Origin of the sequence: Bartonella sp. AP21QHHD (assembly GCF_042196205.1) — a bacterium.
GTDB lineage: Bacteria > Pseudomonadota > Alphaproteobacteria > Rhizobiales > Rhizobiaceae > Bartonella.
In genome coordinates this window covers 1-21,513 of record NZ_JBHIPT010000023.1, presented here as the reverse complement: position 1 = coordinate 21,513, position 21,513 = coordinate 1, and the positions used below count along the sequence as shown (strand labels likewise).

The window sequence follows — 21,513 nt, the reverse complement described above, 5'->3', positions numbered from 1 at the left end:
ATTCATTGCACTCGATGGGGTTACTATGAATATCGAAGCAGTTTTTAAATCACATTATTCCAGAATTAAAGGAACGCGAGATGGCTAAATTGGACGCATATAATGCGCCAAGGGAGGTGTATGCTGATTCAAAATCAAGCGCTCAAAGTCGCAAGGAGCGGACAGAGCGTACCAATCTGTTTTCTGGTTCTGCCTATAAAAAACTTCTTTTTATTGAACCTTGGCTGCGACGTTCACTCCCATTTGTAATTCTTGCATTTCTTGTTATACTAGCAGCAATCCGTTTCCTATCAATCTATGATTGGCGCAACACAATTGATAAAAACACGCATTCTACCATCGCTCTCTTAGCTTCTCATATTACCAATACAATCGACCGTGACTTACTTGCCGCCACTCGACAAGGAAAAGCTGCTGCTCTTTCTCATAATCATTTACAAAATATCCTGACTAATTTTCGTAACAAAGGTTTTATAAAAACCAGCGCTGTTATTGCTATTGTCGATCAAAAAGGCAATGTCCTAGCTTCATCAAGTTCCGAGATTGTCTTAGGAAAACCCTTACAGAATTTTACCTCTGAAAGCATTACTTTACAAGCTCTAGGAAAACATGCTGGAATCATGAAAATTACAATAGGAAAAGATATTCCTGCTCTCGCTTCCTTTCAGCAAACAGAAAATGGACAATATGGGGTATTCATCAGTGAAAAAATGCAACATATTTACATGGAATGGCGGAAAGCTCTCTCGTTAAATATAACCATGTTCATTGGAACTAGTGGCGTTATCCTTGCTCTTCTTTATGCTTATTACAACCAAATTGTACGAGCACGCAAAACAGATCTTGTTTCAGAAAAAATTCAAAACCGTATTGATATGGCAATGATGCGTGGACGCTGTGGACTATGGGATTGGAATATGGCAAGTGGACGCGTCTACTGGTCACGAGCAATGTACGAAATGCTCGGCTATGTCCCTCAAGATGCATTGCTCTCAATTTCCCAAATTAGCGCCATTATCAATCCAAATGATGCGAATTTTTTTGACCTTGCTCAGGAATTAATGAGCGGTAAAAAAAAGCATATCGATATTAACGTTCCTATGCGTCATGCTGATGGTCATTATGTATGGATGCGCATTCGTGCCGAAGTTACTGAAGAAGAAGAACCCCATTTGGTTGGTATTTCCTTCGATATTAGTGAACAGCAACAATTGGCTGAACAAACAGCGCAAGCCGACCTTCGTATCCGTGATGCGATTGAAAACATTTCAGAATCTTTCGTCTTGTGGGATGCTGAAGGACGTTTAGTCATGTCCAACAGCAAATTTTGCGAATATGCCGCTATTCCTAAACAAATTCTCCAATCAGGTATCCAACGTGCAACCGTCGAAGCCATGGCACGCCCTGCACTCAGTGAATATCCCCTTAAAGATGATGGTACTGGTAACTTAACCAGTATTCGCCAAACGGCAGATGGTTGTTGGCTCAAAATTAACGAACGACGAACCCAAGATGGAGGATTGGTTTGTATTGGTACTGACATTTCTGAGCTTAAACAACAACAGGAAAAATTTGAAGACAGTGAAAGGCGTCTTTTCTCTTTCATTCAAGAACTCAAGCGCGCGCGAGGGAGTGCTCAACAACGCGCAACAGAAGTTGAAAAACTTAATAAAAGTCTGAAAGCAGAAAAAGAACGCGCCGAAAGTGCTAATAAGGCTAAATCAGAATTTTTAGCCAATATGTCTCATGAATTGCGCACGCCTCTGAATGCTATTCTTGGTTTTTCAGATATCATGTTGCAATCGACTTTTGGTCCTCTTGGTTCACAACGCTATAAGGAATATATGCATGATATTTACAATTCAGGAACCCATCTTCTAACCCTTATCAATGACATCCTTGATATGTCAAAAATCGAAGCAGGAAGATTTACGCTTGATTGTAAAAATACCGATCTTGAGCCCATCATTAGTGAAGCAGTACGAACACTAACACCTCAAGCTCAAGAAAAAAATATTGTTGTTACAACAAACATTACCCCAGAACTTCATGCTGAAGTTGATGGTCGTGCAATGAAACAGATTTTCCTTAATCTCATCTCTAATGCCGTTAAATTTACGCCTTCTGGCGGAAATATTGATGTCTGCGCTTTCAAGAAAAAAAATAACCTTATTTTTAAAATTACAGATACAGGCGTTGGTATTCCCCAATCAGCAATTAAAAAACTTGGGCAACCTTTTGAACAAGTCGAAAATCAGCTCACTAAATCTCATACGGGCTCAGGTCTTGGATTAGCCATTTCACGCTCCTTGCTAGAACTCCACAAAGGAAAACTTGAAATTACTTCAAAAGAAATGAAAGGAACAACTGTAACGATTATAATGCCCATCACACAAAGTTAAATTTTTCCATTTTGTTCCCGTTGTAGTAAAATCTGTTTCCGTTTTTCCCCCCAACGATACCCTGAAATAAAACCATTTTTACGCACAACACGATGACACGGAATGATAATAGCCAATTCGTTACGTGCACAGGCATGAGCAACGGCACGAAAAGCTTTCGGCATACCAATACGGCATGCTAAGATCTCATATGAAATTGTTTCACCACATGGTATATCACATAATACTGCCCATACTTGTCGTTGAAAAACTGTACCATTTATATCTAAGGGAAAATTATATTTTTTTACCAGCTTAGGTGTTTCTATCATGGCTATAATATGGGCAACTTCTCTCTTAAATGTATTGTCACCTACAACTTGTTGTACATCACCAAAGCGTATCGTAAACTCCTGTAATAATTGCTCTATAGTGTCTCCTAACGCTATATGACAAATCCCTTTTTGAGACCTAGCCACCAAAAGCTTTCCTATTGATACATCTTTCAGACAGAATACTCTCGTTTGGGAAATATTCAGCATTTTAGCCTTCTTTATATTTTAAAAAGTTTTGAACATCATCCATAAAGTAAAGGGAGAGTATTCACTATCTTTTAAAAACAAACAAAATCATTCTGAAATTATCTCCTTAGCCATTGTATTAAAATACACTCTCACCTTTTTATGAAATGGAAAGATACATAGATTGACTTTCTTCCTACCCTAAGACGGAAACTTCGACCAGAGCTGATCTATCAACAATCTTGCTTTTTATATAACAGATTCCAACTGAACCCATTTGATATGGTTTATTTCATAAGCTCTCTACAGACAAATCCTGCTCTGAATTCTATCATACACTCTAACAAAAACACCTTAATGTGGTAAATTTTCATACCTTATATCACAACTCTAAACGGCAGTATTTTACGGAACAACACGATAAGCTTCCCATTTTATTTTACGAAATCCCATCGAACCATAAATAATAGCTTATGTTTTACAAGCAACAGAAAAAGCGCGTGCTCTCTTAAGCAAAAAACGTCATAAAACACAAAGAAAGTATGCCGGCAATGGATTGGAAAGATGTTCCGGCTTTTTATGCTCCACAGTATGCTTGAATATTCTAATTTGTTGGAGCACTGTTATTATTTTTTATCAAAGGTCATACTTTTGATAAACTGACGAGATGACTCAACTCAAAAAAGAAATTTATCTTCAATTTTATGAAAAAAAGCATGGAAAAGGTATTTTAATGCTTACTTTCTTTTTCACTTAACTTATAAAATGACGGTAGCCTCAGAACTAAAATATTTTGCCCGCAACAATCGCACACAGATATTTGTCATAGGAAAAAGTCATGCCCAAACGCACAGATATAAAATCTATTCTTATCATCGGAGCAGGACCTATTATCATTGGTCAGGCATGTGAATTTGATTATTCAGGCACTCAAGCCTGTAAAGCATTAAAAGAAGAAGGTTACCGAATTATTTTGGTAAATTCTAATCCTGCCACGATTATGACAGATCCAGATCTAGCTGATGCAACTTATATAGAGCCCATTACTCCTGAAATAGTTGCCAAAATTATTGCTCACGAGCGTCCCGATGCCCTTTTACCCACTATGGGAGGACAAACAGCCCTCAATACTGCTTTATCATTAAAGCGTATGGGTATTTTAGACCGCTATCATGTTGAAATGATAGGAGCCAATGCTGATGCTATTGATAAAGCTGAAGATCGTGCTTTATTCCGCCAAGCGATGGCAAAAATCGGTTTGGAAACGCCACGCTCTATGTTAGCCAATGCAACAGAACTGAAAGAAGAAAATCGCCAACAACACGCAAAAACGTGTGCTGAACTTAAAGCAAAGCTTTCTGGTGCTGCGCTTGACAAAGCACTCGAAGAACTTGAGCGCAACTGGCGACATACCGAAGCTGATCGCAAACAACATTATATCGCTCATGCAACAGCAAAAGCAGTTCAAGCTCTTGATGTTGTTGGGCTTCCAGCTATTATTCGTCCTTCATTCACCCTTGGTGGAACTGGTGGTGGAATCGCTTATAACCGCTCTGAATTCTATGAAATTATTGAACGTGGGCTTGAAGCTTCACCAACAACAGAAGTATTAATTGAAGAAAGTGTTTTAGGGTGGAAAGAATATGAGATGGAAGTTGTTCGTGATAAGAACGACAATTGTATCATCGTTTGTTCTATTGAAAACATTGATCCGATGGGGATTCATACCGGTGATTCGATCACTGTAGCACCTGCTCTCACCTTAACCGATAAAGAATATCAATGTATGCGTAATGCTTCGATTGCTGTTTTGCGAGAAATTGGTGTTGAAACGGGGGGATCCAATGTACAGTTTGCTGTCAATCCTGAAAATGGGCGCCTCATTGTTATTGAAATGAATCCGCGTGTTTCTCGCTCTTCAGCGCTTGCCTCAAAAGCAACGGGGTTTCCCATTGCCAAAGTAGCGGCTAAACTGGCTGTTGGTTATACACTTGATGAATTAAAAAATGATATCACGGGTGGTGCAACACCAGCATCATTTGAACCTTCTATTGACTATATTGTGACAAAAATTCCTCGTTTTGCGTTCGAAAAATTTCCCAGTTCATCACCTGTCCTCACAACTGCGATGAAATCTGTAGGAGAAGTCATGGCAATTGGACGCACTTTTCAAGAATCGTTACAAAAAGCACTCCGTGGACTTGAAACAGGGCTTACGGGTCTTGATGAAATTATGATTCCAGAGCATGCTGAAGGTGATGAAAAAAGTTCTATACGCTCAGCCATTGCCATACCAAGCCCTGATCGTCTACGCTATATTGCTCAAGCCATGCGCACAGGCTTACCCTTAAATGAGATTCACCAAATTAGCAAAATTGATCCGTGGTTTTTAGAACAAATAGCCTCCATCATTGAAATGGAGCAGCGTATCCGCATTCATGGATTACCCCAAGACGCAGATAATTTACGTATGTTAAAAGCTATGGGCTTTTCAGATGCGCGATTAGCCTCCCTTACAGGGAAAGAACCCGATTATATCGCAGCTTTACGTAAATCACTGAATGTTAAACACGTCTTCAAACGGATTGATACTTGTGCCGCTGAATTTTCTTCTCCTACAGCCTATATGTATTCAACATATGAAGTTCCCTTTGCAGGTGTAGAGCACTCGGAAGCACACGTTTCTGAACGCAAAAAAATTGCTATTTTAGGCGGTGGACCAAACCGCATTGGGCAAGGTATTGAATTTGATTACTGTTGCTGCCACGCTGCTTTTGCACTGCGTGATGCAGGATTTGAAGCGATTATGATTAACTGTAATCCTGAAACAGTTTCAACCGACTATGATACCTCTGATCGCCTTTACTTTGAATCTTTAACAACAGAAGACGTTATCGCTATTTTAGAAGCAGAACAGGAAAAAGGAGATTTGGTTGGAGTCATCGTCCAATTTGGCGGACAAACACCCTTGAAATTGGCAAGCGCTCTAGAAAAACACAACATCCCCATCCTAGGTACTTCACCTGACGCTATCGACTTAGCAGAAGATAGAGATCGCTTTCAAAAACTGTTATTTAAACTTAATTTAACACAACCTCAAAATGGTATTGCCCACTCCATTGAACAAGCACGCCTCATTGCCCACGAACTAGGCTTCCCCTTGGTTGTACGTCCCTCTTATGTTTTAGGAGGACGTGCTATGCAAATTATTCGTGATGAACGTAGCTTACAAAATTATTTACTTGAGAGTGTCCCTGAATTAATTTCAGAAGATATCAAAGTCCGTTATCCTAACGACACAACAGGACAAATCAATATATTGCTTGGTAAAAATCCGCTTCTCTTTGATACCTATTTAACAGAAGCAATTGAAGTAGATGTTGATTGTCTATGTGATGGCAAAGAAACACTAATCGTTGGTATTATGGAACATATTGAAGAAGCTGGTATCCACTCTGGTGATTCAGCATGTTCTCTACCAGTCCATACGCTCTCAAATAAAATAGTTACTGAATTAGAGCGCCAAACCAAAGCATTAGCACAAGCACTTCATGTTCGCGGCTTAATGAATGTACAATATGCTATAAAAGATGACACCATTTATGTCTTAGAAGTCAATCCCCGTGCTTCACGTACTGTCCCATTTGTTGCAAAAACGATTGGTCGCCCTATTGCTAAAATGGCTGCACGTATTATGGCAGGAGAAACGCTTCATGATGCTCTTGAAGCTTATGGTGGATTACCTTCTTTGCAAAAAAAACAACATATTGCCGTCAAGGAAGCAGTATTTCCTTTTGCTCGTTTTTCAGGTGTTGATACACTTCTTGGTCCAGAAATGCGCTCAACCGGTGAAGTTATGGGACTTGACTATGAATTTTCGCTTGCTTTTGCTAAAGCCCAACTTGGAGCTGGTGTAAAACTCCCTAAAGAGGGAACTTTGTTCGTTTCTGTAAGGGATGAAGATAAAAAACGCATCTTAAATCCTGTAAAACGTTTAACTGAGCTTGGCTTTTCTGTTGTCGCCACAAGTGGAACACAAAAATTTCTCACCGAACACCACGTTGAAGCAAAAAAAATTAACAAAGTTCTAGAGGGACACCCCCATATTGAAGACGCTATTCGTAATCGCCAAATTCAATTGATTTTTAATACAACTAGCACTGCCAGTGCCATCTCAGACTCAAAATCATTACGTTATGCAGCACTCATGCAAAATGTTCCCTATTATACAACAATAGCTGGAGCCGAAGCCGTCGTAGAAGCGATCAAAGCACTCAAAAAAAGGCACCTTGAGGTACGTTCACTACAAAGTTATTTTAGTTGAATTTTTTTCTACTTAGCAAAATATACACTGTTTTCTTATTTTTTCTTTATATAAAAATTGATTAAGACTTGCTTTTTGTTCTAAAAACTTTTATAGAGGTTTCATCGAATTTTCGGTTACGTGACTTTCTTTCCTGTGCAATCTGCACTTTCGACGAAACTTCTCCCACCTAATTTCGATCTACAACCGTATTGAAGAAATGAAAGCTTCAATGCTCAATATAATTATATATTCTAAGGAGTTTCCTATGTCTACAGGAACAGTTAAGTGGTTTAATACAACAAAAGGTTTCGGATTCATTCAGCCTAGCGATGGTAGTGCAGATGTATTTGTACACATTTCTGCCGTCGAGCGTTCAGGTCTAAACAGTCTTAATGAAGGGCAAAAAATCTCTTATGATGTTCTTCAAGATCGTCGTTCAGGAAAATTTGCCGCTGGTAACCTTGCAGCACTTTAAAGTTTAAATTCTGCAATATTTTATTTAGAAATCTTCGTCTGTAAAGACGAAGATTTTTTTATTTTGTATAAAGCATTATTTTACCTTGTTAAAATAAAAGACTGCTTATCTCCTTTGCACAATTTATCAAACCTCTCTTATACTTCCTCAAAAACTTTCATAAAATCTACGAAGAGATTATCTTGTAAAATATCTCAAAAAAGAAGAATATAAAGCCCGTGTAAGAGTATTTTGGAAGTTTTTTATTGCATACAATATAATCTCTTATAGAATATCCTTAAAGCAATAACCATTTGTTGATATAATATAAGGATTTAAAATTATGGCTTTTATTGCCGACAAACTGTCTCGTATCAAACCTTCTGCAACAATTGCTGCTTCTCAAAAGGCCCGCCATTTAAAAGCATTAGGGCGCAATGTTATTGCTTTAAGTGCTGGAGAGCCAGACTTTGATACCCCAGACAACATCAAAAACGCGGCTATTGAAGCTATTCGAAGGGGAGAAACAAAATACCCTCCCATATCAGGAATTCCAGAATTGCGCCAAGCAATTTCTGCAAAGTTTAAAAGAGAAAATAACCTTCTTTACCAACCAGAACAAATTATTGTTGGTACCGGTGGAAAACAAATTCTCTTTAATGCATTCATGGCAACTTTGAATAAAGGAGATGAGGTCATCATTCCATCCCCTTATTGGGTTAGTTATCCAGAAATGGTCGCACTCAACGATGGTACGCCTGTCTTTTTAGAAACAAAAGCCGAATTTTCTTATAAACTCCAACCACAAGAGCTAGAAGCTGCCATTACCCCCAAAACCAAATGGTTCATCTTTAACTCTCCTTCAAATCCATCAGGTGCCGCTTATACACATAATGAATTGAAAAAACTTACAGATGTTTTAGTAAAATATCCTCATGTTTATATCCTTTCCGATGATATATATGAACATCTCACATATGAGGGTTTTACCTTTGTGACTCCAGCTCAAGTAGAACCAGCGCTTTATGAGCGTACACTCACAATGAATGGTGTTTCTAAAGCCTATGCGATGACGGGATGGAGAATCGGTTATGCAGGCGGACCACAAGAATTAATTAAAGCCATGGATACCATTCAAGGACAGCAAACATCTGGAACAAGTGTCATTTCACAATGGGCTGCGGTTGAAGCACTCAACGGGCCACAAGACTTTATTGCTAAAAATAAAAGTATTTTTCAAGCACGCCGTGATCTCGTTGTCTCCATGCTAAATCAAGCTCCTGGCATTCACTGTCCAACGCCTGAGGGTGCTTTTTATGTTTATCCTTCTTGCACCGGACTTATTGGAAAGAAAACACCCAATGGTCAACGTATTACGAATGATAAAGACTTTGCCATAGCGCTTCTAGAAACAGAAGCTGTTGCTGTCGTCCAAGGATCTGCTTTTGGACTTGGATCAACTTTTCGTATTTCTTATGCAACATCAGAAGAATTACTTGAAAAAGCTTGTATACGTATACAGCGTTTTTGCAACAGTTTAATTTAAAATTTTTAATATCATCTCTTGTGATTGTTTTTTGCCGAATGTTAGTATATCCGAGAAAATATCTGAAACTGTGTCATAGTCTAAATCTATCGATTCAGCAAAAATATCTATGAATAAACACAAAAATAGATGCTGTAGATAAAGATCAAAAAAATTTAGCTATCAAATAAATGAATCGGTCTATTATCATAAGAGATGACAAGCCTATTCTACTTTCTCCATTCAATTTATAACTCTAAAAAAGACCGAGCACTTTTAAACACAATTGCCCTTATAATCAAAGGCCCTTACAATAAAATCTCTTCTATTTCTCAGCTTCTTCTTCGTCCTAAAACGAAGAAGAAGCCACCTCCCATCGTTGTGTAAGCAATCCAGTTTCCTTTAAGTTCTATTTAATAACTACTTGATTTACTTCATAGGCTTTATGAACAAGACCTGCCTTAAATATTCACCTCACATTCTAATAAAAAGCACTTCATGTATAAGGTTTTAAATATTTTATATCACACCCCTAAAAGACAGACTTTTACAGTACAATAGAATATCCCCTCTCAAACTCCTCATTGAATTTTAGTATTCTTAAAAAAATTGTTGGATATCCACCAGTTTCGAAATTTTTTCTTTATCATCTTCCCATATATTGCAATTTCTAGGGACTCTTTCAAAAATTAAAAAAAAGCCGGACATATGTCCGGCAAATTTGGAAAATCCTCAGAGATAAAATCAATCTGATAGATCTTCGTAAGGGAACACTCAAGAAAACGAAACTGGGAGGCAACATAATCAAGAGATAGTATTCTATGTCATTTTATAAGGAAAAGCACAATAAAGACTTAAGCGTATCTGCTATGCAATAAACACATAGCTTTAAATTTGTCTCCATCATGTACCACTCTCTTTAATTAAATAGTAAAAATGTTAACTACACCATCACACGATTGTCCATTTTTCAATATATAATAACCCTCACGGTTGCTAGTATTCATAAAAAACATTTATCCCTCTTTTCAAAAATATTTACCCGTACGGACTCCCTCCACTTTTAATGTGCAACAAATAATTTTAATTGATTCAATATAGGCAAATTTGAAACGAAAGAATATTACGGGAGTCTCAAGTTGCAAAACAGCTAATTATTCCTTATAAATTAAGATATTAATATTAAAAAGACCACTGGCGAGCTTTTAAAAAAATATAATCTCGAAAAGCATTTAACCTTGCCAAATTCTTTAAATTATAAGGATAACAAAAAAAAGTATCAAAAGAAGGAATATCAACCATATCAGGAAAAAGACGCACTAAATGCTCATCATTATTGACGATATAATCAGGAAGCACAGCAATCCCAAGATCACGCATAAGCGCATTCTTTATTGAGATGATATTGTTGATTTGTAAAACTGAAACGCGCAATGATCCATCACTTCTACCAGCCTTTTCCAACCAATTTAAACCAGACAAATAAGGTGGAACAGGTTCACCGAACGAAATAATACGATGCTCATCGAGATCAGACAATTTTTCCGGCTTTCCATAATTTGCAATATACTTTTCCGAAGCATAGACATGCATATGAATTGTAAAGAGTTTTCTTTGTATAAGATCAGGTTGTTTGGGTTGATGTAAGCGAACAGCACAATCCGCATGACACATTGTCAAATCAAGCTCTTCATCGGAAAGCAAAAGCTGAACCTGCATATCAGGATAAAGACTAAGAAATTCTGGCATACGCTCTGCAATCCACCCTGCCCCCATTCCAAAGGTCGAGGTCACACGCAAGTGCCCCGTTGGTTTTGCATAGCTTTCACTTAATTGCAAACGCACACTTTCAAGCTTCATCAAAACATCATGAGCTGTACGATAAAGAGTTTCTCCCTGTTCTGTAAGAATCAAACCACGCGCATGACGTTGAAATAAGGATACCCCAACCTCTTGTTCTAAAGCCGAAACCTGTCGTGAAACGGCTGATTGAGATAAATGAAGTTTTTGAGCAGCATGCGTAAAAGATCCCGCTTCTGCTGCAGCGTGAAAAACCCTTAACTTATCCCAATCCAACGGTGGCGCCACAATTAATTCTACCTCTATATTCTCTATGTTCTCAATGAGTGACTAACGCCTGGGTATATCCAAAAACCGTTCTGCTTCCAACGCTGCCATACATCCTCTTCCCGCAGCTGTTACAGCTTGGCGGAATGTTTCATCTGTCACATCCCCAGCAGCAAAAACACCAGCAATGCTTGTTGCTGTTGAGTCGGGTGCTGTCCATAAATAGCCGCCTCGTTTTTGTTTCAGCTGTCCTTCAAACAGAGAAACAGCAGGATCATGCCCAATGGCAATAAATATGCCCTCTGCATTCACTTTCATCTCGTGACCTGTCTTAACATTTTTCAGACGTGCCCCTGTTACAACAGCGCCCTTTGAATCTTGAGCTGGCAGCCCCACAATTTCTTCAACCACATGATCCCAAAGAACACGCACATTATTACAAGCCAGCAACCTATCTTGCAAAATTTTTTCTGCCCGAAACTGTCCCCGCCTGTGAACCACGCTTACACTCTTAGCCAAATGCGATAAATAAAGTGCTTCTTCAACAGCCGTATTTCCTCCTCCCACGACAATAACGTCCTTATCACGATAAAAAAAGCCATCACATGTAGCACAAGCGGAAACACCTCCGCCCATAAAGGTCTGTTCACTTTCTAAACCAAGCCAGCGCGCTTGAGCTCCTGTTGCAATAATCAGTGCATCACAAGAATATTGTGTTCCTGAATCCCCATATAAGACAAAAGGATACTTCAACAAATCAGCCTTTATAATTGTATCATAGACAATTTTTGTCCCCATATTCTCAGCTTGTTTTGCCATTTGTTCCATCAACCATGGTCCTTGAATGGGATCTGCAAAACCTGGATAATTCTCAACATCAGTTGTAATTGTCAATTGTCCCCCCTGCTGCAAGCCCGTCACCAAAACCGGCTTAAGCATTGCTCTTGCTGCATAGACCGCCGCTGTATAACCAGCCGGACCTGAGCCAATAATTAGCAGACGAATATGCGATTGTACCATTAAATCCCCTTCACTTTATTATAAATTAATTATTCTATAAATGATAACGGAATGCAGCCTTTTAAAAAAATATTTTTCAAGAGCCCTAATTATGTTATGTATACTTCTTTTCAAGTTTTATGAAAAGGTCTGATTACTAATTCATCAAGGCACGCTAATGTTAAGAATTAATCCTTATCCTATAAAGAGAAAAATGTAACTTCTTATGAGCACAAAACCATAATAAAAAGAGATACAAAGATAGGGAACGATCATTTTTCAATTTATTATCAATGTCTGTGCACGTTTTGCCTTAATCATGGGAGGAGCAATGCTTTTGCCAATTTTTGTGGATTTGCACGACAACAATCGTAATTGGATAAGCTTTCTCTATTCTTGTGCCATAACCACCATGTTAGCAACGCTGATTCTTTTAGCAACTAAGGGAGCTACTTGTCGCTTTTCAGCACGGCTTGGCTTTATGCTCACTGTTTGTCTTTGGCTTACAGGAAGCATCGTAGGTGCCTTACCTCTTTATCTTTCTCCTCTTCCCATTTCTCTAGCAGGAGCCATTTTTGAATCTGTTTCTGGAATTACAACAACAGGCTCCACAGTCCTTTCTGATCTTGATAATTTATCGCGAAGTATTTTATTATGGCGTTCTCTTATATGCTGGATTGGGGGCATTGGTTTTATCGGTTTAGCCCTCTTAATTTTGCCTTCACTGCGTGTGGGTGGCGTGCGACTTTTTCATATGGAATCATCTGATAAATCTGAAAAAATATTGCCTCGCATCAACCAAATTGCTAACGGAATTATCATCGCTTATGTTGGGTTAACATTGGCTTGTATGCTTTCTTATTTTGCTGCAGGCATGAATTTATTTGATGCCATTAACCATGCAATGAGTACAGTAGCAACAGCTGGTTTTTCAACGCATGATGCTTCTTTTGGCTATTTTTCTGATACACCAGCCATCTTAATTATTTCAACAATCTTCATGTTGCTTTCTGCTTTACCTTTCGTACTTTATGTTAAATTAGTCCTTCCTGGACACTCTAAACGCTTCCTTGACCCACAAGTGATTGTTTTTCTCCATATCGTTCTCCTTTTCAGCTTTGCTTTAGCGGCATGGCTACGGTTTTATGATCATCGCGCGTTCCACTTGATTTTCCTTGATGTCATTTTTCACCTTTCATCCATTATTAGCACCACCGGTTACAGCGCTGAAGATTATCAACTTTGGGGACCGTTTGCGCTTGGAATTTTCTTTATTGTTTCTTTTACAGGCGGATGTGCTGGTTCTACTTCTGGTGGCATGAAAATCAATCGCCTCATTATTCTTTGGCGTATTACACAAACAAATATAGAAAAACTTCTTTCTCCTAATGTCGTTGTAAAAGCGCGCTACGATCACTCAAATATATCAAATGATGTTGCTCAAGCCGTTTTGTTTTTTGTCTGTCTTTATATGTTTTGCCTTGTTATCGGCACTGCACTTTTGCTTACAACCGGTCTTGACTTTACCTCTGCCTTTACGGGGGTCTTAACCGCACTTTCAAATGTTGGTCCAGGCTTTGGAGATATTATTGGCCCCACTGGTAATTTCTCTACAATCAACGATCATGCTTTATGGATTTTAAGTTTTCTAATGTTAGCTGGACGCCTTGAAATCATAACAATATTCGTCCTTTTTATTCCCGCTTTCTGGCGTGAACAATTCTAATGCAGAGATATTTTATGCTACCATGATAAAAAATTTACAAGATAAAAAGGCGAGAACAGTATGCGTCATAATATTCACTCCTCACCCAATCTACTGAAGATTTCCTAAAATTTCATACAAAACATCATATCAATGATATAAAAATAATTCAACAAAAACAATCAAATACCGATATTCTCAAAGCCATAACATATAAAACTTCACTTTATTGATCTTCTTTATCAAATAAAGTGGACGCATAGAACATTCTTTTTTACGAATAATCTCTCATGCAAAAAATATGAATATTTGCTGATAAAAGTGTTTTTTCTCTTTAATAGAGTTACACCCTTATAGAAAAAAATGCTATTATATTACGAACTCACAAGCTTGTAAAAAACATCTCACAATACTCATCACCCCCATTTCACGACAGCCCTCATGAAAGATATAAAATGGGCACCATCATTTTTACTTAAATAACAATAAGGTGCAAGTCGGTACCAAAAAATAAGATATAAATTAGTACCACCATATTATTTTCTTTCTATTAATGTCGTAACAGCCTGCATTTCAGACAATTTATAAGAAATCTCTTTACACCCTGTCTTCAATAGTTTTTATCCACCACATGCCTTCTTCCAATTGTGATGTGCAAGAAGATAGCTCTCATTGTTAATATCAACAGATTTGACATAAGAAAATCTTACGCTACTCAAAGCTCTTATTCAAATTGAAAAGGTAAATTATCTATAAAAATCATATATATATATATTGATCTTAAATCCATCTTATCATGAATTTATTGAAAATATGTACGACTATTTTATCCATGGAGATACCATCATTATCTTTTTAAGACAAGAAAACGTTTTTTTTGCTATCTATTTAAGTCTTACAAAACCAACAATATCAGCACGACACCGTATAAGATAGTGCATAAATCCCCAGACTTGAGTTAAAGCATTATTTTCTTATTCTAAAATATCAATGAATAAAAGTAGCTTTCTTCTCTCCTAGTATGCTTTATCATAAACTACATATCGCTCTCAAGCGTATACATTTTTAATCTTTTATCCAAAATTTTGGGAACTTCTTATAGTGTTCTACTAAAGACAATATAAATTTTGTAAAATAACATTTATATCATTGAGCTGTTTTCTTGATAACTATGAAAAACCTTTAAGGAAAATACTTTTATCATTCCTCAAGAAGATTTTTGATATAATAATCAAAGTCTTTTTTCTGCAAACAGTTCTTTGTAAACACTTTCAATCTTGCTTGCCTCTTTTTCCAAAGGAAAGTGCGTACGAACATGGGTTAAAGCTTTCTTTCCGGATGCCAATGTTTTTTCTACATCAGCAAAATAAGGTTCAATTGCTGCTGTTAAAGCCGCTCCATCTCCTGCTTTTACAACTGTTCCTGTCGCTTCTACAACCAATTCTTTATAAGCTCCTGCATCACTCGTTACAACCGCAACCTGTGATGCCATTGCTTCTAATGGTGTTAAACCGAAACCTTCTGTACGAGAGGGTGCAACATAAAGTGTTAAACGACGGTACCATAAAGGGATGTCCAGAATCTCACCAAGAAAAATAATGCGATCATCCAGACCAGCCTTAGCAATCTTTTGGCGTAATTCTTTTTCAAAATGATAATATTGCTCTGTCGTACGACCAGCGATAAGTGCTGTCCATTCAGGATAGTCAGGCAATAATGCTATCATGGCATCAACAAATAAATCTGTTCCCTTTGAGTAGCGCAGACGCCCAAAACATCCTACCGCATATTTTCCTGGAAATCCTGTCGAAGAAAAGCAATCATCAAGAGTGTGTGGTGGAATAAAACGCCTCACATCCACCCCATGCATAATAACCTTATGAGGCACTTCTAGATAAGCGCCCGTACGTGTACTGGTAGCTATAACCCTATCCATACAGCGAATCAACCATTTGGTAAAAGGCTTATGATGACGTTGTGAAGCCGAAGTAAAGATGAGTTTAAGCTTCATTCGCAAAACATCGCGCAAAAAGATCCCACAAAGCATCTCAATATTGCGTCGTGCATGCCAAATACGAAATGGCTTCCCTTTCGGACTTTTCCAAAGTCCGAAAAGGTCCCTAAAGGCAAGAGTTGGCAAAGTTCGTGGTAAACCAAACCCCAAAGTGGATATACGCACACCTTGTTCGCGTTGCAGTGGAATAAGCTGAATAATCGTAGATGTTACTCCCGATAAACGCCTTTTAAAGTGAGGCGCAATAATTTCAGTTTCGTCCAAAGATACACGCATAATAATCCATATGTTATTTAGATGTACTGAACCTTAATGATCTCGTAATTATGCGCACCACCTGGTGCATTCACCTCAATCACATCACCCTCTTGCTTGCCAATGAGTGCACGTGCGATAGGCGAAGAAATAGAGATTTTTCCAACCTTTACATCAGCTTCTTGATCTCCTACGATCTGATACACTTTTTTTTCCTCAGTATCCTCATCCAAGAGTTTAATGGTTGCACCAAATTTTATTTTGTCACCTGAAAGACGCGAGACATCTATAACTTCTGCTCGTGCGATATAATCTTCAAGCTCATTTATACGCCCCTCATTATGACTTTGCGCTTCTTTAGCTGCATGATACTCAGCATTTTCAGATAAATCACCATGCGCACGCGCCTCAGAAATTGCTTCAATAATTCGCGGACGCTCCTGTTGTTGACGCCAACGCAACTCTTCTTTAAGACTCTCAAAACCAGCTGTAGTCATCGGAACTTTTTCCATAATCCGTCCCTTTCTATTACACGGAAGGTTTAATAAAAATACAAAAAACGGCTTCCAAAATTACTTTTGGAATCCGAAAACTACGATCTTTTTTATTATATAGTACAGTATCACTGTTTTCCATACAAAAATAAATAAAGGAAACAAAACATGCACAAATAGTGATTAAAACATCTCATTTTGGTGTTTAAAACGTTAAACTTCACTCTTCTCTTTAAAGTGTCCTAAAGAAGAAAGAATTGTATTTTTTTCTGTTTTATCATAATCTAGTAAAAGAAATTATATAGAATATGAAGAGAGAAGGATAGAAAATCTCTAAAGAAATTCTTTACAGAAAAATGAAAAAAATCGTCATTTTTTTTATGTTTGGCTCTTTCTTTTTAGCCACAACAATATCAGAGGCAGCAGATGCTTTTGTTACGAGAAATCTTAATTTTAGAACAGGTCCCAGCACTCAATATGCACTTTGCGGCTTAATCTCTGCTGGAGAATTAGTTTTTGTTAAAAACTGTGAAGGAAATTGGTGCCATATCCGATATAACACTCAAATAGGTTGGGTGTCATCTCGTTATCTTTCATTTAAAGATGGAAATGATCTTTATCACACATATACAATGTCTTTAATGCCCAAACGTACCGATTATTCTCCATAACAGCTATAATAACTTATGCCCTCTTGAATATCATCATGGCAAAAATGCAATAGTGTTCACGAACAACCACAAATATGCTCCTTCCAAAGAAATACTTCGAAGAATTTGTCTCATAAAAAACTTGATCAATATCCTAATGAAAGCTCTAATAAACCAAAATAAATCTGTTCAATAACGTTTTGCTGTTGTCGTAATAAATTTGTAAAAATTAGTATTTTCTTTAAAATCACCAGCACTTTTCTATCAAAGGATACAACAATGAAAAATGGTGTTACTGCAACAGTAGAAGCTCTTTCTGCTCTTATTGCTTCAGGTAATCCTCTTTTTAAGAATGGTGCATTATGGACACCTCACCGCCCCATTCGTCCTGAAAAATCTGAAGGTGGTATTCCATTTCAACTCGAAACATCTTTTAAACCAGCGGGAGATCAACCTCAAGCCATTAAAACTCTGGTTGAGGGAATTCAAAAAAATGAACGTACACAAGTGCTTTTGGGTGTTACCGGCTCAGGGAAAACCTATACAATGGCCAATATCATTGAAAAAACACAGCGTCCAGCTTTAATATTAGCTCCCAATAAAACTCTAGCAGCGCAGCTTTATGGGGAATTTAAAAGTTTTTTTCCCCATAATGCCGTCGAATATTTTGTTTCCTATTATGACTATTATCAACCAGAAGCCTATGTTGCACGCTCAGACACTTATATTGAAAAGGAATCCTCAATTAATGAACAAATCGACCGTATGCGCCATGCTGCAACACGCGCTGTCTTAGAGCGTGATGATGTTATTATCGTCGCATCTGTCTCCTGCATCTACGGAATTGGTTCCGTAGAAACCTATACGGCCATGACCTTCGAAATAGAAAAAGGGGACAAACTCAATCAACGAAAACTCTTGGCTGATTTAGTCTCTCAACAGTATTATCGACAAGATATCAACTTCGTTCGTGGTTCCTTTCGTGTACGAGGGGATACAATCGAAATTTTCCCTGCCCACCTCGAAGATCGTGCTTGGCGTATTTCGCTCTTTGGCGATGAAGTGGAAACAATTACGGAATTTGATCCTCTCACCGGACAAAAAACAGGCGATCTTCAATCAATTAAAATTTATGCCAACTCACACTACGTAATACCACGCCCAACACTTAACCAAGCGATGAAATCTATCAAAATGGAACTCGTTCAACGCCTCGATGAGTTGAACGAAGCTGGACGTCTTTTAGAAGCACAACGTTTAGAACAACGTACAGTTTTTGATTTGGAAATGTTGGAAACCACCGGTTCATGTCCGGGAATTGAAAATTATTCACGTTATTTAACAGGACGAAATCCCGGTGAACCACCCCCAACTTTATTCGAATATATTCCACTCAATTCTCTTGTTTTTATCGATGAAAGCCATGTAACCATTCCCCAAATTGGTGGTATGTACCGAGGTGATTTTCGCAGAAAAGCAACCTTAGCAGAATATGGTTTTCGCCTCCCTTCTTGTATGGATAACCGTCCTTTGCGCTTTGAAGAATGGGATGCTATGCGCCCACAAACGATTGCTGTCTCCGCAACACCTGGACGGTGGGAAATAGAACAATCTCACGGTACTTTTGCAGAACAAGTTATTCGCCCCACAGGGCTTGTTGACCCACCAACAGAGGTTCGTCCAGCCAAAAATCAAGTCGATGATGTTGTGAATGAAATTCGTAAAACAATTCAAAAAGGCTACCGCACACTAGTGACCGTCCTAACCAAGCGTATGGCCGAAGATTTAACGGAATATCTCCACGAACAAGGTATTCGTGTACGCTATATGCATTCCGACATTGATACATTAGAACGCATTGAAATTCTACGCGATCTTCGGCTTGGCACCTTTGATGTCCTCATCGGTATCAACTTGCTCCGAGAAGGCTTAGATATTCCAGAATGTGGTTTTGTTGCCATTCTAGATGCCGATAAAGAGGGCTTTTTGCGCTCTGAAACTTCCCTCATACAAACAATCGGACGTGCTGCACGTAACGTAGATGGCCGTGTTATCCTCTATGCAGATACGATCACTGGTTCCATAAAACGAGCCTTACAGGAGACACAAAGACGTCGACAAAAACAAATAGCCTATAATGAAGAACACCATATCACACCGAAAAGTATCAAAAAAAATATCGGAGATATTCTCAATTCAGGCTATGAAAACAACCATATTCGTACAAATATCCCTGATGTCATCGAGAAAAAAAATATGGTTGGCAACAATTTAGCATCTCATATTAAACACCTCGAAAAATTAATGCATGAAGCAGCTGCTGATCTTAATTTTGAAGAAGCAGCACACCTTCGCGATGAAATCAAACAATTACAAAAGATAGAACTAGAACTCGCGGAAAATCCCTTAACACATCATAGCGAACAATCCACCCATGAGCGCGTATTACAACCAAGTCTTTTCTCCAAACCAAACCTTGCACACATGGGACCAACCATGGACACTGGTATTTTGGAAAATCAAAAAGGAAAATCTCGTAAAAACACCCCTAATCAAGCAACAATAAAACGAAAAAAACGCAATCAATGAAGGAGCAAAAAATTTCAAACCGCATAAAATAATCTTCAGTTCTTCTAAAAAAAGACGAAAGCTCAAAAGCAAACAGCGTTATCCGAAAAATAGACAACCTCCAACATCAAGGGTGCTTCAATTTGTCTAAAACAACATGAGAGAGAACATTTTATAAAAATTTTCTAAAATATATTATCTTTATACAGTTATACTCTGATATCTAACTCAATATTATTTATCCTTACAAGAAAATATTCAAATAGGACACTGTCCTATAACACAAATAAAGTAAAATAAGACTTTCTCATAGAACCATAAGCCTATGATAAAAAATGATAACTTTTATTCATATCCCTATTGTTCAATTCATATTGTACCAAACAATAAAAAATTATCCCTAAATAAAGAGTTTATATTCCATAGTAAAAAATCGTGGACTCTCAATACAAACTTATTAATTAACCTCAAGCAGAGTACATTAATTGAAATCAAAATTCTGTTATGATTTCATTTTACTGTCTCCGCGATAGATTTAACTAAATAAATTTTTATTTTTTTTGTCACAATAAAGCCCAAAATTGTTCAGGCTCTATTCAGTTTGAAACGTGTAGGATGTGAAAAATACGAATTTACACAAGGAGCATCATTATGAAAAAAGTGATCAGGTTAGCGGTATTATCAGCAATGTCAACTGTGACCGTTTTGATGCCGCTAAATGCAACGCTTGCGGATATGGCATGGAATCGTAGTGACTCTATCTCGAGAGAAATAGATGATATGATGAGGAAGATGCGTAAAGAAACAGATGATGCGATAAGGGAAATGAGGAAGAAAGCTGATATTCTGCCTTGCGGTTTTTCTCGCTCCCATTGTTCTGATAAAAAACGTAGCTTTTTATCTGATGATTTCCAAAAGTTTGTTGATGATTTCCACAAAAGTTCTGATGACGACAAGAGAAGATTTAAAGCCAAACATGAAAGGTCTGTAGCCAAACAGAGTAAGACGGAACAACAACAACATCATCATCACCACCACCACCATTATCATCATGTTGAAAACAAAACATATCATTACGTCGAGCGCAAAAAGACAAAACACAGTAATATTCATATAGATAACTCAGGAGATGCTTTAGCGGTGGGTATTCTTGGTCTTGCAACAGGTACGATTCTTGGTACAATTTTAAAAAAACCAGAACAGCCACAAGTGGTTTATCAAATAGTACCACAAAATCAGGTAATTTATCAAAAAGTTCCGCAAAATCAAAGAGTTTATCAAGTGCAGCAAACAGTGGCATATGAGCCACTCCAGCAATCATTAGAATCTGATTGGCTTAACTATTGCAAGAAAAAATACCGTTCCTTTAACCCTAAAACAGGGACCTTTCGAGACCGTAATGGTTTGGAACACATTTGTTATGCCCCAATAAATTAACTTCTGTTCCGTCCTACTAAAAAGTCTTAAATGGCACAAAAAAACGCTTCAAAGCGTTTTTTATTTGCTCATATATTAAAATCTTGAAGAAAAGGATTATTTTGGCGCTCATAGCCTATGCTACTTTTGGGACCATG

General features: G+C 37.8%; 13 protein-coding genes. 8 read left to right on the top strand and 5 right to left on the bottom strand.

The window, feature by feature from the left end; all coding sequences use genetic code 11:
- Positions 1-80 precede the first annotated feature (80 nt).
- Positions 81-2,402, top strand: a complete 2,322-nt coding sequence (locus tag ACFIMC_RS01870; RefSeq protein WP_375620708.1) for an ATP-binding protein — start codon at positions 81-83, stop codon at positions 2,400-2,402.
- Here the strand turns inward: ACFIMC_RS01870 and ACFIMC_RS01865 are convergent.
- Positions 2,399-2,923, bottom strand: coding sequence for a methylated-DNA--[protein]-cysteine S-methyltransferase (locus ACFIMC_RS01865; protein ID WP_375611196.1), 525 nt, complete (start codon positions 2,921-2,923; stop codon positions 2,399-2,401). The genes ACFIMC_RS01870 and ACFIMC_RS01865 overlap by 4 nt on opposite strands.
- A gap of 817 nt (positions 2,924-3,740) precedes the next feature.
- Between ACFIMC_RS01865 and carB the strand changes: the two genes are divergently transcribed.
- From carB to ACFIMC_RS01850, 3 genes are all read left to right on the top strand, one after another.
- Positions 3,741-7,226, top strand: a complete 3,486-nt coding sequence (gene carB / locus ACFIMC_RS01860; RefSeq protein WP_375680706.1) for a carbamoyl-phosphate synthase large subunit — start codon at positions 3,741-3,743, stop codon at positions 7,224-7,226.
- 247 nt (positions 7,227-7,473) lie between these two features.
- Positions 7,474-7,683 (top strand): cold-shock protein, encoded by a 210-nt coding sequence (locus tag ACFIMC_RS01855; protein ID WP_012754908.1) that lies wholly within the window; start codon positions 7,474-7,476, stop codon positions 7,681-7,683.
- A 322-nt stretch (positions 7,684-8,005) separates the two neighbouring features.
- Positions 8,006-9,208 (top strand): pyridoxal phosphate-dependent aminotransferase, encoded by a 1,203-nt coding sequence (locus ACFIMC_RS01850; RefSeq protein ID WP_375671835.1) that lies wholly within the window; start codon positions 8,006-8,008, stop codon positions 9,206-9,208.
- A 1,161-nt stretch (positions 9,209-10,369) separates the two neighbouring features.
- On the opposite strand, the gene ACFIMC_RS01845 is transcribed toward ACFIMC_RS01850, so the two are convergent.
- Both ACFIMC_RS01845 and trxB read right to left on the bottom strand, forming a co-directional pair.
- Positions 10,370-11,275 carry a LysR family transcriptional regulator gene (locus ACFIMC_RS01845; RefSeq protein WP_273791217.1) on the bottom strand — a complete coding sequence of 302 codons (906 nt, stop codon included), beginning with the start codon at positions 11,273-11,275 and terminating at the stop codon, positions 10,370-10,372.
- Positions 11,276-11,317: 42 nt separating this feature from the next.
- Positions 11,318-12,274, bottom strand: coding sequence for a thioredoxin-disulfide reductase (trxB, locus tag ACFIMC_RS01840; protein ID WP_375612968.1), 957 nt, complete (start codon positions 12,272-12,274; stop codon positions 11,318-11,320).
- Between the two features lie 310 nt (positions 12,275-12,584).
- Between trxB and ACFIMC_RS01835 the strand changes: the two genes are divergently transcribed.
- Positions 12,585-13,979 (top strand): TrkH family potassium uptake protein, encoded by a 1,395-nt coding sequence (locus ACFIMC_RS01835; protein WP_375631664.1) that lies wholly within the window; start codon positions 12,585-12,587, stop codon positions 13,977-13,979.
- A gap of 1,210 nt (positions 13,980-15,189) precedes the next feature.
- On the opposite strand, the gene ACFIMC_RS01830 is transcribed toward ACFIMC_RS01835, so the two are convergent.
- The gene (locus ACFIMC_RS01830; RefSeq protein ID WP_375680705.1) at positions 15,190-16,248 is read right to left on the bottom strand and encodes a glycosyltransferase family 4 protein; all 1,059 of its coding nucleotides are present in this window, start codon (positions 16,246-16,248) and stop codon (positions 15,190-15,192) included.
- Between the two features lie 17 nt (positions 16,249-16,265).
- Positions 16,266-16,739 (bottom strand): transcription elongation factor GreA, encoded by a 474-nt coding sequence (greA, locus tag ACFIMC_RS01825; protein WP_007347010.1) that lies wholly within the window; start codon positions 16,737-16,739, stop codon positions 16,266-16,268.
- A 338-nt stretch (positions 16,740-17,077) separates the two neighbouring features.
- On the opposite strand from greA, the gene ACFIMC_RS01820 reads away from it, so the two are divergent.
- The 3 genes from ACFIMC_RS01820 (at position 17,078) to ACFIMC_RS01810 (ending at position 21,376) form a co-directional block, all read left to right on the top strand.
- Entirely contained in the window at positions 17,078-17,392 is a 315-nt protein-coding gene (locus ACFIMC_RS01820) for an SH3 domain-containing protein (protein ID WP_375612971.1), read from the top strand.
- 258 nt (positions 17,393-17,650) lie between these two features.
- A complete protein-coding gene (gene uvrB / locus ACFIMC_RS01815; RefSeq protein WP_375612972.1) occupies positions 17,651-19,960 on the top strand; it encodes an excinuclease ABC subunit UvrB in 2,310 nt (769 codons plus the stop codon).
- A gap of 630 nt (positions 19,961-20,590) precedes the next feature.
- The gene (locus ACFIMC_RS01810; RefSeq protein ID WP_375612973.1) at positions 20,591-21,376 is read left to right on the top strand and encodes a BA14K family protein; all 786 of its coding nucleotides are present in this window, start codon (positions 20,591-20,593) and stop codon (positions 21,374-21,376) included.
- The last annotated feature ends 137 nt before the right edge of the window (positions 21,377-21,513 follow it).